The organism is Pseudomonas sp. P4_C1 (assembly GCF_056402155.1).
The window spans coordinates 91,663-103,264 of record NZ_JBFUHY010000012.1 but is presented as its reverse complement, the minus strand read 5'-3'; the positions used below and the strand labels follow the sequence as shown (position 1 = coordinate 103,264).

Genomic DNA, 11,602 nt, shown 5'->3' with positions numbered 1-11,602 from the left:
GGATTACATGGGTCATCAAGTTTCATTCGAAGGTTTAAGCGTTGCCAGAATGGAAGCCATTTCGGAAAGCCTGAGTTCCATATCACGCAGTCGTTGCTTTTCCTCGAGTGCGTTTTGTATGGCGCAGCGATCATCTTCGCCGAGCAACCGCCAGAGCGTGAGAATGGTGTTTTCCCGTGCTGTGCTTTCCTGATTGGCTTCCGAAGAATTAGTAACTGTTTGTCTCAAAATCGGACCTTCGCCCAGCAGCAGCCAGTCAAGGGATATTCCCCGGTTTTGAGCGATTTCTACGCATAGTGAGTATGGCGTGCTATCGCGCCCTTTCCAGCTGCTAAGGGTTTGCGGGCTGATCTGTAGCGCGGAAGATAAAGAGGCATCGGTTTTTGTGCCCGTGACTTGCTTTAATCGAGCCAGAACAGCTTGTGATTTTTTGCTACGCAATTTGAGCCTCTTTCTTTTGACTTATGCTTTTTGAGTGCCTAATTTATGCGTAATGAATACTTTTTTTCATGTGAGTAATCAATCTTCAAAGATGAGTCAGAAGAATACGATGTTGAAACTTCCTAATAGTATCAGGGTGATTTCCTACGAGCATGGCTCGAACCCATTACACGTCCGCCGGATGCACCTCCTTATGCCTGGCAGACACTGTTCGCAAGTCCGGAGTGCCGCGATGAACGTTTCAAGCAGTATTGCGTTTGATCAGGTTGATTGCCACTCAATGACCGTCGGGAATCAAGCATGAGTACTTATAAAATGGTGTGTCCGCACTGCTTGAACAGGATGCGCATCCGCACCAGCGAGGGCCGACATATTTTCCTGCGGGTGGCGTATCTGCAATGTACGTCGGAAGCTTGCGGTTGGTCCGTACGTGCCGAGTTTGAAATGACCCATGAACTTTCGCCCAGCGGCATGCCCAATCCGGCCGTACGTTTGCCTTGCGCCGGACCCGATTTGCGCCGTGCCGCCCGGCCCGTAGCAGTCAGTCCTGCCACGACAGACGTGCCGCAGGGGGCGTGAGCATGAAAATCATCGATGAATATGCAGACCTGAATGGGGAGCTGCTGGCTATAGCCCAGGCGTTTCTGGGGCGCCATGAAAGTGAAGGGGGGAACGATGATCAAGTCCTGTTTTGTCGCGCGGTGAAGCATCTGCAGAATATGGATGTACCGATGTACCTGGCGGAAAGGCTGGTTAGCCGTGCCTACGGCGTACTCAAGTCGTGCAACGACCGGCGGCGCCTGGATATCGAGGCAAGTTCCGAAACGGTCGCCGTGGTGACTGACCCTGCCAATGGCCTGACTTGGGCGGTACCAGTGGGGCTGATCGTCAAACACATCATCAACTCGCCGAACAACCGCAGGCTTCGCTTGGTGGAACCCTGAGTTTTCGGCGGTTGTATTGAGGTCCTGGGCATCATGACTGGGACCTGCCGCAAAATAACTCCGTGCCCAAAGTCCTCGTCCCCCTTAAAATAACGGCATTCTCCGATTTGCATCGCCTGAGGCCGTTTTTCCATGTCCGTCACCGCCACTCCCGCCAGTCTCGCGCCGGATCATCACACCCAGTTCATCGACCTGGTGCAAACCAGCCTCGAGCAAAATGCGTTCATCAAACTGGTGCTGGCCAGGTACGTGGGTGATGAAACGGACCTGCAGCGGATCATCATCAAACCGGTGACGGTCAAGGCGCTGCCTAGCCTGTCCTTTGTCTACCGCTACAAGACCCGCGACATCACCAAGAACCTGCCGCTGGCCGAAGGTGTGGCAAGCATTGCCGGACTGCTGCCAGCGTCTTTCAAAAATGCGCATTTGTTGGCGTTGACCGACGAAGTCCAGCTCGAATACAGCAAAAAGGGCAAGTCATCGCTGTTCAAGAGCAAACCTCAACAATTGCGCGAAGTGCCATCGGCCGAGCACAACCGTGAGAAAAACCGTTTTCTTGACCTGAGCCGGCCGTTTCTCGCCGACCTGGGTGTGACCAACAAGCAGCATGAACTGATCCCGGCGATGTCGCGCAAGTGGAAGCAGATCAACAAGTTCATCGAAGTGTTCAGCCATGCGCTGACCTCGTCGCCCCTGGCGCTGGACAAACCGGTGCGCGTGGCGGACTTCGGATCGGGCAAGGGTTACCTGACCTTCGCCATCCACGACTATCTGCGCAACACCTTGAAGGCCGAAGGTGAAGTGACCGGCGTCGAGTTGCGTGAAGACATGGTCACCCTGTGCAACGCCGCGGCCGCCAAGCTTGAACACCCCGGCCTGGTGTTCAAGTGCGGTGACGTGCGCAGCGTGGCACCGAGCGAGCTGGATGTAATGATCGCCCTGCATGCCTGCGACATCGCCACCGACTATGCGATCCACACCGGCATCCGCTCCGGCGCGGCGATCATCATGTGCTCGCCGTGCTGCCACAAACAGATCCGCCTGCAAATCCAGAGCCCGGCGCTGCTCAAGCCGATGCTGCAATACGGCCTGCACCTGGGCCAGCAGGCGGAAATGGTCACCGACAGTTTGCGCGCGTTATTCCTTGAGGCCTGCGGCTACGAGACCAAGGTGTTCGAGTTCATCTCACTGGACCACACCAACAAGAACAAGATGATCCTGGCAGTCAAACGCGCCGAGCCGGGGGACCCGGCCCGGTTGCTGGCGAAGATTCAGGAACTGAAGGACTTCTATCACATCAGCGAGCATTGCCTGGAAACCTTGCTGCGCGCTGACGGTTACCTTTGATCCTGTGGGAGCGAGCTTGCTCGCGATGGCGGATTTACAGTCGACAGATGTGTTGAATGTGATGTCCCCATCGCGAGCAAGTCGGATCGCCGCACCGTCGCTCCCACAGGATTGGGTTTGATCGCGGTCTTGCGTCCCAGCATCACAGTCACAATGACGCCGGCAGCAAACAGCCAGGTAATCGGCTCCACATGTTCACCGAAGAACAGCGCCGAGAAGGCGATGGTGAAGAAGATCTGCAGCAACTGGATCTGACTGACCCGGGCAATGCCGCCCATGGCCAGCCCGGCGTACCACGCGAAGAAGCCGATGAACTGCGAAAACAGCGAGACATAACCGAAGGCCCACCAGGTCTTGGCGGAAATTTCGCCCTGATGTTGCAGCGCCAGATACACCACCGGCCCGATCAGCAACGGCGTCGACAGCACCAGTGCCCAGCAGATCACCTGCCAGCCGCCCATCTCCCTGGCCAGTCGGCCTCCCTCGGCGTAGCCCAATCCGCCCACTGCAATGGCCCCCAGCATCAGCAAATCACCGGCCTGAATGCTGCCGGCACCGCTGATCAGTGCATAACCGAGCACCAACGCGCTGCCCAATGCGGCGCAGGCCCAGAAGGCTTTTGAAGGCCGTTCATGGGACAACCACGCGGCATACAGGGCCACGCACAGCGGCTGCAAACCGTTGACCAGCGCACCGTGGGACGCCGGCAAGGTTTGCATGGCCCAGGCCGACAATACCGGGAAACCGAGGATCACCCCGGCCATCACCAGCGTCAGGCCTTTGACCTGTTTCCAGGTCGGCCATTTTTCCCGGTGCCACAGCAACAACAACGCCGCCGGAACCGCTGCAAACAGTGCCCGGCCCAGGCCATTGAGCAGCGGGTGCAGTTCCTGCACGACGATCCGCGTGAAGGGCAGGGTGAGGCTGAAGATCACAACGCCGAGCAGGCCCAGGGCCATGCCGGTGTTTTCGCGCGAGGACATGATGGCAACCAGAATCGTGGAGGGTGGGAGAGGGTGTTATCTAGCCATAAACCCGGGGCTGTGGCGCTTACAGCTGGCTACAGAAGTATCCGTACAGTTTGAGGCCGCCATCGCGAGCAAGCTCGCTCCCACAGGTCCTGTGTCGTTCTCGTGGCCAACGCAAAACCTGTGGGAGCGTGGCTTGCCCGCGAAGAACGATAACGCGGTCCATCAGGTAGTAGCCGGTTGTTACCCACCCCACCGGATAAGGACTACCTTGAATACTCCTGCACGCCCACTTCCAGAGGAGTCCTCCCATGGCTGCGAAAAAAATTCTGATGCTGGTTGGTGATTACGTCGAAGACTATGAGGTGATGGTGCCGTTCCAGGCGCTGCTGATGGTCGGCCACACAGTACACGCCGTTTGCCCGGACAAAACTGCCGGCCAGACCGTGCGCACGGCGATTCATGACTTTGAAGGCGATCAGACCTACAGCGAAAAACCCGGTCACCTGTTTGCCCTCAACTTCGATTTCGCCAAGGTCAACGCCGCCGATTATGACGCCGTGCTGATTCCGGGCGGCCGTGCGCCGGAGTATCTGCGCCTGAACGAAAAAGTCCTGGAACTGGTGCGCGCATTCGACAAGGCCGGCAAACCGATCGCCGCCGTGTGCCATGGCGCGCAGTTGCTGGCGGCAGCGGGTGTTCTCGAAGGTCGCGAATGCAGCGCTTATCCGGCCTGCGCTCCGGAAGTGCGACTGGCGGGCGGTACGTATATCGATATTCCGGTGACGGACGGCCATGTTCAGGGCAATCTGGCCACGGCTCCGGCCTGGCCTGCGCACCCGAACTGGCTGGCCGGTTTCCTGGGGTTGCTGGGTACCAAAATCACGCTGTAACGAGGGGGCATGTCCATGTGCGAGCTGTACGTCAAAGCCGACCCGATTCTTTACGAATCGCGCTCCCGCTCGCTGCGCATCTGCGGGGTGGTCACCACCCTGCGGCTGGAGAATCAGTTCTGGGACATCCTCAGCGAAATCGCCGAGGTCGATGGCATGACCACCAATCAGTTGATCGCCAAGTTGTATGAAGAGGTGATGGACTATCGCGGCGAGGTGGTCAATTTCGCTTCGTTCTTGCGGGTGAGTTGTACGCGGTATCTGAGCCAGCGGCGGACGTCGGCGCCGGAGTTGTCGGTGGTTCGGGCAGTGGTGAAATAGCTGCAACCGCATTGCCCCTTTCGCGAGCAAGCTCGCTCCCACAGGGATCACGCTGAACCTGTGGGAGCGAGCTTGCTCGCGATGGGGCCGGTACAGACGACAGAAACACCAGGCTGGTCTTTACTGTGAAGCGCGCAACCTCTCAATCGCCCAGGAGAAAGAGCATGTCCGGATGGTATGAAGTGAGCAAAAGCAGCAATGGCCAGTTCAGGTTTGTCCTCAAGGCGGCCAACGCCGAGACCATCCTGACCAGCGAGCTGTACACCACCCACGCCGCCGCCGACAAAGGCATCGCCGCGGTCCAGGCCAACAGCCCGCTGGATGAGCGTTACGAGAAGAAAACCACCAAGGATGGCCACCCGTATTTCAACCTCAAGGCAGGCAACCACGAGATCATCGGCAGCAGCGAGGCCTATTCCTCCGCTGCAGCCATGGAGAAAGGCATCGCCAGCGTGAAGGCTAATGGCCCGAGCAAAGTGGTCAAGGACAAGACCTTGCCAGTGCTTTGAACGCTACCTTCACATCCAGTACCAATCCTGTGGGAGCGAGCTTGCTCGCGATGGCGGTCTGACAATCAACATCTGTGTTGAATGTAATGGCCTCATCGCGAGCAAGCTCGCTCCCACAGGGGTAATGCGATCCGACAATGGCGGCAGCCGCGTCGCCGCTAAACCTCGACCGGAACCGCCAGCTTCGGGCCACCCAGCGCATGGCTCTTGGAATCAAAAAACCGCAACTCCACACCCGTCCCCTCAAACACCTTCGCGTAATGCCGCTTCTGGTGCTGGATGAATGCCTTGCTGCGCGGATAGATCGAGATCGCCACCACCTGCGGCTTCGCCAGGCGCAAGGCGTGGATGATATGACTGTCCTGCTCCCCCAACGCATGGCCGAAGATGCACAGTGCCTGGCCGTGACCGAGTAGTTGCTCGTAGCAGAACGACAGATAGTCCGAACTGCGGATGGTCTTGAGCTTGTCCGCGCTCGGCCCTTCGTTGACGAACAGCGGCACGTCGTCGAGGGTCTTGATCGTGTTGTTGATGGCGAAACTGCCCAGCAAGGTGCCCTCGGTCGACATCAGCTTGCGCGCCGTGCCGTCCTGGTTGCGCACCAGATGCAGACCGCCGTGCAGGTACAGCAAACGGGTTTTGTCGGTGGCCGTGTCGCTCAGGTCGAAACCGGGTTCTGCGCCCTGGAACAAATCGGTGATCGCCTCGGGCTGCTGTTGCACCGCCCAGTAGTTGAGCAGGTCGTAATTGGTGGTGAACACCGTGCGATAACTGGCCAGTTCCTGATTGATGGTTGCCAGCGTCGAGGGCACCACCAGCCGCCACGGGATATGCACCGCATGCACGGTGTTGATCAGCGCTTCCTTGATCGCGTAGTAGCGATTGCGCGGGGCGGCGGAGCTGACAGCCAGGGCCTTGTTAACCCGGCTGGTGGTTTTCAGTGCACTCAGTACCTGCTCGAAACTGCGGGTCTGCAGCGCATCGAACACGCTCAGCTCGGACGGGCTCAAGGGTTTTTCTTCAACGGTGCGGGCGTTTTCGAACAGCGACTCGTAGCCGAAATCGTCCCACACCGCGCGACTGGCGCCGTTGCCCACCAGCAAACCACTGAACGAAGCGGTGTTGCGCAAGGCGTTCCAGTCTTCAAGTTGGGCATCGACATCCTGGAAATCGGTCATTGCGGTCTTCGTCTCACGGCAAAAGGTCTTTGGGCGGCGACTTTATCACGACCGGGTGCCCGGACCACGGCACGACGCGGGCGAAGAACGCTATGCTGCGATTCTGTCTGAGCCGACTTCGCCGAGTACCCGATGCTGCAAAAAAGCCTGATCCGCCGTCTCGACCTGATCACTCTGCAATTGTTCGTCGCCGTGCATGAAGAGGGCACGCTGACTCGTGCCGCCTCGCGCGAAGCGATTGCCGTTTCGGCGGCGAGCAAGCGCTTGATGGAGCTGGAGGAGGCACTGGGCATCAGCCTGTTCGTGCGCCAGGCCAAGGGCATGTCCCTGACGCCTGCCGGTGAAACCCTGCTGCACCATGCCCGGCAGATGCTGTTCAACGTCGAGAAAATGGGCCTTGAACTGGGCGAGCACAGCCACGGTGTACGCGGTTATGTGCGGATGCTCGCCAACCTGTCGGCGATCATTCAGTTTTTGCCCGAGGACCTGCGGGACTTTTCCGAGCGTCACCCACAGGTCAAGACCGACCTCGAAGAACGCCCCAGCGCCGGGGTGATTCAAGGCGTGCTCGACGGGGTGGCCGACCTCGGGATCTGTTCCATCGACAGTGATATCAAAGGCCTGCACAGCGTGCTGTATCGCCAGGACAAACTGGTGGTGTTGATGCCGCCCCATCATCCGCTGGCGAGCCGTTCGAGCCTGGCATTCGCCGATACGCTGGACAGCGATTACGTTGGCTTGCATGCCGCCAGTTCGATCAACATGCGTACCCATGCCGCGGCCCGGGAGGCCGGCAAGGTGTTGCGGGTGCGCATTCATGTGCCAGGGTTCGATGCCATGTGCCGCATGATCCAGGCCAACATGGGGATTGGCATCCTTCCGCAGCGGGCCTATGAATTGTTTGGCCGGGCACTGGGTTTGCACGCGGTGCCGTTGACGGACGAATGGTCGGACCGGGCGTTGATCCTGGTGGTGCGCGATGAGGCGTTGCTGTCGCCGGTGAGCCGGATGTTGTTTGAGCATTTGCGGGGGGATGTCTGAAAGATCCCGGCTGGTAGCGCTGGCCCCATCGCGGGCAAGCCCGCTCCCACAGTGGGCAATGTGAAGCACAAGTTGTGCGAACACCGAAGATCCCTGTGGGAGCGAGCTTGCTCGCGATGACGGACTACAGGTCACGACAATCTTCCAGAGCGTTCGCATTTCGCGAACGCTCGTTGCCAACTGAAGGTTGGATTCCCGAGCCCCCTGTCCTCTAGCCTTGGCGCATATTCCAAGAACAAGAGGTACCCCGCGATGACTGCCCCCTTGAGTGCGATCAAAGTGATCGAGATCGGCACGCTGATCGCCGCGCCGTTTGCGGCGCGCATGCTGGCCGAGTTCGGCGCCGAGGTGATCAAGATCGAAGCCATGGGCCAGGGCGATCCCTTGCGCAAATGGCGCAAGCTGCACGAAGGCACCTCGCTGTGGTGGTACCTGCAATCGCGCAACAAGAAGTCCCTGGCGCTGAACCTCAAATCCCCCGAAGGCATCGAACTGGTCAAGCAACTGGCAACCAGCGCCGATGTGCTGATCGAAAACCTGCGCCCCGGCGCCCTGGAGAAACTCGGCCTCGGTTGGGACGTATTGCATGCGCTCAACCCCAACCTGACGCTGGTGCGGATTTCCGGTTATGGCCAGACCGGCCCGTACCGCGATCGTCCGGGTTTCGGTGCCATCGGCGAAGCCATGGGCGGTATTCGCTACACCACCGGCACGCCCGGTTCGCCGCCGGCGCGGGTCGGCGTCAGCCTTGGCGATTCCCTGGCGTCGCTGCACGCGGTGATCGGCGCACTGATGTCATTGCTGCGGGTCAAGACCGGGCAGGGCGGCGGGCAAATCGTTGACGTGTCCCTGGCCGAAAGCGTGTTCAACGTCATGGAAAGCCTGGTGCCGGAATACGACATGCTTGGCCATGTGCGTGAGCGCAGCGGTGGCGCCTTGCCGGGCATCGCGCCGTCCAACACCTATCTGACCGCCGACGGCGCCTACGTGGTGATTGCCGGCAATAGCGATCCGATTTACAAGCGCCTGATGCAAACCATCGGCCGCCCGGATCTGGCCGAAGCCCCGGAGTTCGCCCACAACGACGGGCGTGCAGCCAAAAGCAATGTGCTCGACGCCGCCATCACCCACTGGACCAGCAGCCTGCCCATCGACGAGGTACTGGCCGCGCTGGAGGCCGCCGAAGTCCCGGCCGGGCGCATCTATTCGGTGGCCGACATCGTCGCCGATCCGCACTACCAGGCGCGGGACATGCTGCTCAATGCCGAGCTGCCCGGTGGCGCCACGGTGAAGATGCCGGGCATCGTGCCGAAACTCTCCGAAACCCCCGGCGGCGTGAACTGGTCCGGTCCCGGTCTGGGCCAGCACACCGACGGCATCCTCGCGCAACTGGGCCTTACCGTTGCCGACATAGAGCGCCTGAAAGTCGAAGGAGTGGTGCAATGATCACCGATTATTCCGATAGCCTGATCGTGCAGGAAGTGTCCCCGCGCGACGGCTTGCAGATCGAGCCGACCTGGGTTGAAACCGACGACAAGATTGCATTGATCAATCAACTGTCGCAGGCCGGATTCAGCCGTATCGAAGCCGGTTCGTTCGTGTCGCCCAAGGCCATTCCAGCGCTGCGCGATGGTGAACTGGTGTTCAAGGGCATTACCCGACAACCGGGGGTGATCTATGTCGCGTTGATCCCCAACCTCAAGGGCGCGCAACGGGCACTGGCGTGCAGTGCCGATGAACTGAACCTGGTGATGTCCGCCAGCCAGACTCATAACCTGGCGAACATGCGCATGGGTTGTGATGATTCGTTGGCAGCGTTCGGCGAGATCGTGCAGTTCGTTGGTGACAGTCCTGTGCGACTCAACGGCAGCGTCGCCACCACCTTCGGCTGCCCGTTCGAAGGCAAGATCGATGAAGACCGCGTACTGCAAATCGTCGAGGCCTATCAGGAACTCGGCATCCAGGGCATCACCCTGGYCGACACCACGGGCATGGCCAATCCGCGTCAGGTCGACCGGCTGGTGCGCCGGGTGCTGCAACGGGTGTCCCCAGCGGACCTGACCCTGCATTTTCACAACACCCGCGGCCTTGGCCTGTGCAACGTGCTGGCCGCTTACGAGGCCGGTGCCCGACGCTTCGATGCGGCCCTCGGTGGCCTCGGTGGCTGCCCGTTTGCACCGGGAGCATCGGGAAACATCTGCACCGAGGATCTGGTGAACCTGTGCGACGAAGTCGGCATTCACACCGGTATCGATTTGCCGCTGTTGCTGAAATTGTCCCGAGGATTGCCGGCGCTGCTCGGCCACGAAGTACCCGGTCAACTGGCCAAGGCCGGGCGCAATTGCGACCTGCATCCGATCCCCACCTGACACCAATCCCCTGTAGGAGCGAGCCTGCTCGCGATAGCGGTGGGTCAGTCAACATCAATGTTGGATGTGACTCAGCCATCGCGAGCATGCTCGCTCCCACAGTAAAAAAGCACCTCAACCAGACAACAAAAACAATCGGACACCCACGGGAAGTCCGCCTGGAGAACCGCAATGAGCCTTAATGCACTGGAGGCGGGCGCGAGCCCGGCCGTTAGCCACGACACCGAAAAAGCCCTGGTCAGCAAAGTCGCCTGGCGCCTGATGCCGCTGATCATGGTCTGCTACCTGTTCGCTTTTTTCGACCGCATCAACATCAGCTTCGCCAAGTTTCAGCTGCAGACCGACCTGAGCCTGAGCGACACCGCTTACGGCCTGGGTGCCGGGTTGTTTGTGGTCGGCTATGTGATTTTCGAAGTGCCGAGCAACATGATGCTGTACAAGGTCGGCGCACGCCGCTGGATCGCCCGGATCATGATGTCCTGGGGCCTGGCCACGGCGGCCATGGTGTTCGTCAACAGCGAATGGCAGTTCTACGTGCTGCGCTTCGTGATCGGTGCGATGGAGGCGGGTTTCGCCCCGGGCGTGCTGTATTACCTGACCCTGTGGTTCCCGCAGCACTACCGCGGACGCATCACCTCGATGCTGTTCCTGTCGTCGGCGTTCGCCGGCCTGGTGGGCGCGCCGTTCTCCGGGCTGGTGCTGCAACACCTCGACGGTGTGCTGCAAATGCGTGGCTGGCACTGGCTGTTCCTGCTCGGTGGCGTGCCGTGCATCGGGCTCGGTCTGCTGGTGCTGACCCTGCTCAAGGACCGCATCGAAGACGCCCATTGGCTGACGCCTTCGGAGAAGACCCTGCTGGCCAGTCGCATCGCCCAGCATGAGCCGCACAAGAGCGGTGGTTCGCTGCTCGCCGCACTCAGGATTCCGGGTTTCCTGACCTTGGGCCTGATTTATTTCCTGATTCAGGTGGCGTCCTACGGCTTGAACTTCTGGGCGCCGCAACTGATCCGCAGCGCCGGCACCGAAAGCCCGGTGATGATCGGCTTGCTGACGGCCATCCCGTACATCTGCGGTGCCATCAGCATGGTAGTGATCGGACGCCTGTCCGATGCTTCCGGCGAGCGCCGCAAGTTTGTCGCCGGTCTGGTGGCGGTCGGTGCGATCGGGTTCTTCTGTGCGGGGATTTTCGCCAACCACACGACCTTCCTGATTGTCGCACTGGGCCTGCTCGGTGCCGGGATCATCGCCTCCATCCCGAGCTTCTGGACCCTGCCGCCGAAACTGCTGGCCGGTGCCGGCGCGGGCGCTGCCGGCGGGATTGCGGTGATCAACACCCTGGGCCAGTTCGGCGGCATCGTCAGCCCGGTGATGGTCGGCCGGATCAAGGACCTGACCGGCAGCACCACGCCGGCGCTGTATGTCATTGGTGTCTGTGCGCTGATTGCGGTGGCGCTGTTGCTGTGGGGGTTGCCGCAGAAGTTGCGCACTCTGGACAAGTTCTAAACGGTTCGCAGGCTACGCCGGTTCCTGTACGGACCACGCATCCGTGCCGGGGCTGGCGAAGGCTGTGATCAAAGGTCTGAAGTCTGTG

General features: G+C 60.1%; 13 protein-coding genes. 10 read left to right on the top strand and 3 right to left on the bottom strand.

Annotation, left to right across the window (positions count from 1 at the left end):
- Positions 1-15: 15 nt before the first annotated feature.
- Positions 16-441, bottom strand: coding sequence for a helix-turn-helix domain-containing protein (locus AC1DU9_RS11115; protein WP_223462956.1), 426 nt, complete (start codon positions 439-441; stop codon positions 16-18).
- 300 nt (positions 442-741) lie between these two features.
- On the opposite strand from AC1DU9_RS11115, the gene AC1DU9_RS11110 reads away from it, so the two are divergent.
- The 3 genes from AC1DU9_RS11110 to AC1DU9_RS11100 all read left to right on the top strand — a co-directional run bounded on the left by AC1DU9_RS11110 (position 742) and on the right by AC1DU9_RS11100 (position 2,732).
- Positions 742-1,020: an Ogr/Delta-like zinc finger protein gene (locus AC1DU9_RS11110; RefSeq protein ID WP_223462957.1), complete on the top strand. Its 279-nt coding sequence runs from the start codon at positions 742-744 to the stop codon at positions 1,018-1,020.
- 2 nt (positions 1,021-1,022) lie between these two features.
- Positions 1,023-1,385: a hypothetical protein gene (locus tag AC1DU9_RS11105; protein WP_223462958.1), complete on the top strand. Its 363-nt coding sequence runs from the start codon at positions 1,023-1,025 to the stop codon at positions 1,383-1,385.
- A gap of 132 nt (positions 1,386-1,517) precedes the next feature.
- Positions 1,518-2,732 (top strand): class I SAM-dependent methyltransferase, encoded by a 1,215-nt coding sequence (locus AC1DU9_RS11100; RefSeq protein ID WP_223462959.1) that lies wholly within the window; start codon positions 1,518-1,520, stop codon positions 2,730-2,732.
- Here AC1DU9_RS11100 and AC1DU9_RS11095 read toward each other — a convergent pair.
- Positions 2,723-3,715, bottom strand: a complete 993-nt coding sequence (locus AC1DU9_RS11095; protein ID WP_223462960.1) for a DMT family transporter — start codon at positions 3,713-3,715, stop codon at positions 2,723-2,725. The two genes, AC1DU9_RS11100 and AC1DU9_RS11095, sit on opposite strands and share 10 nt — an antisense overlap.
- Positions 3,716-4,011: 296 nt before the next feature.
- On the opposite strand from AC1DU9_RS11095, the gene AC1DU9_RS11090 reads away from it, so the two are divergent.
- From AC1DU9_RS11090 to AC1DU9_RS11080, 3 genes are all read left to right on the top strand, one after another.
- A complete protein-coding gene (locus AC1DU9_RS11090; protein WP_223462961.1) occupies positions 4,012-4,593 on the top strand; it encodes a DJ-1/PfpI family protein in 582 nt (193 codons plus the stop codon).
- Between the two features lie 15 nt (positions 4,594-4,608).
- On the top strand, positions 4,609-4,914 hold the full coding sequence (locus tag AC1DU9_RS11085) for a ribbon-helix-helix domain-containing protein (protein WP_008051823.1): 306 nt from the start codon (positions 4,609-4,611) through the stop codon (positions 4,912-4,914).
- A 164-nt stretch (positions 4,915-5,078) separates the two neighbouring features.
- The gene (locus AC1DU9_RS11080) at positions 5,079-5,423 is read left to right on the top strand and encodes a YegP family protein (protein WP_223462962.1); all 345 of its coding nucleotides are present in this window, start codon (positions 5,079-5,081) and stop codon (positions 5,421-5,423) included.
- 158 nt (positions 5,424-5,581) lie between these two features.
- On the opposite strand, the gene AC1DU9_RS11075 is transcribed toward AC1DU9_RS11080, so the two are convergent.
- Positions 5,582-6,601 carry a DUF4917 family protein gene (locus tag AC1DU9_RS11075; RefSeq protein WP_223462963.1) on the bottom strand — a complete coding sequence of 340 codons (1,020 nt, stop codon included), beginning with the start codon at positions 6,599-6,601 and terminating at the stop codon, positions 5,582-5,584.
- 132 nt (positions 6,602-6,733) lie between these two features.
- Between AC1DU9_RS11075 and AC1DU9_RS11070 the strand changes: the two genes are divergently transcribed.
- The 4 genes from AC1DU9_RS11070 to AC1DU9_RS11055 all read left to right on the top strand — a co-directional run bounded on the left by AC1DU9_RS11070 (position 6,734) and on the right by AC1DU9_RS11055 (position 11,514).
- Positions 6,734-7,642: a LysR family transcriptional regulator gene (locus AC1DU9_RS11070; RefSeq protein WP_223462964.1), complete on the top strand. Its 909-nt coding sequence runs from the start codon at positions 6,734-6,736 to the stop codon at positions 7,640-7,642.
- A 252-nt stretch (positions 7,643-7,894) separates the two neighbouring features.
- The gene (locus AC1DU9_RS11065; protein WP_223462965.1) at positions 7,895-9,088 is read left to right on the top strand and encodes a CaiB/BaiF CoA transferase family protein; all 1,194 of its coding nucleotides are present in this window, start codon (positions 7,895-7,897) and stop codon (positions 9,086-9,088) included.
- Positions 9,085-10,011, top strand: coding sequence for a hydroxymethylglutaryl-CoA lyase (locus tag AC1DU9_RS11060; protein ID WP_477810150.1), 927 nt, complete (start codon positions 9,085-9,087; stop codon positions 10,009-10,011). The genes AC1DU9_RS11065 and AC1DU9_RS11060 overlap by 4 nt, the downstream gene beginning before the upstream one ends.
- A gap of 171 nt (positions 10,012-10,182) precedes the next feature.
- Complete coding sequence (locus tag AC1DU9_RS11055) at positions 10,183-11,514, top strand: MFS transporter (protein WP_223462967.1); 1,332 nt, start codon at positions 10,183-10,185, stop codon at positions 11,512-11,514.
- The last annotated feature ends 88 nt before the right edge of the window (positions 11,515-11,602 follow it).

Coding starts and splice junctions, on each gene's coding strand:
- AC1DU9_RS11110 (WP_223462957.1), top strand. CDS start 742: ATGAGTACTTATAAAATGGTGTGTCCGCACTGCTTGAACAGGATGCGC.
- AC1DU9_RS11105 (WP_223462958.1), top strand. CDS start 1,023: ATGAAAATCATCGATGAATATGCAGACCTGAATGGGGAGCTGCTGGCT.
- AC1DU9_RS11100 (WP_223462959.1), top strand. CDS start 1,518: ATGTCCGTCACCGCCACTCCCGCCAGTCTCGCGCCGGATCATCACACC.
- AC1DU9_RS11095 (WP_223462960.1), bottom strand. CDS start 3,715: ATGTCCTCGCGCGAAAACACCGGCATGGCCCTGGGCCTGCTCGGCGTT.
- AC1DU9_RS11090 (WP_223462961.1), top strand. CDS start 4,012: ATGGCTGCGAAAAAAATTCTGATGCTGGTTGGTGATTACGTCGAAGAC.
- AC1DU9_RS11085 (WP_008051823.1), top strand. CDS start 4,609: ATGTGCGAGCTGTACGTCAAAGCCGACCCGATTCTTTACGAATCGCGC.
- AC1DU9_RS11080 (WP_223462962.1), top strand. CDS start 5,079: ATGTCCGGATGGTATGAAGTGAGCAAAAGCAGCAATGGCCAGTTCAGG.
- AC1DU9_RS11075 (WP_223462963.1), bottom strand. CDS start 6,601: ATGACCGATTTCCAGGATGTCGATGCCCAACTTGAAGACTGGAACGCC.
- AC1DU9_RS11070 (WP_223462964.1), top strand. CDS start 6,734: ATGCTGCAAAAAAGCCTGATCCGCCGTCTCGACCTGATCACTCTGCAA.
- AC1DU9_RS11065 (WP_223462965.1), top strand. CDS start 7,895: ATGACTGCCCCCTTGAGTGCGATCAAAGTGATCGAGATCGGCACGCTG.
- AC1DU9_RS11055 (WP_223462967.1), top strand. CDS start 10,183: ATGAGCCTTAATGCACTGGAGGCGGGCGCGAGCCCGGCCGTTAGCCAC.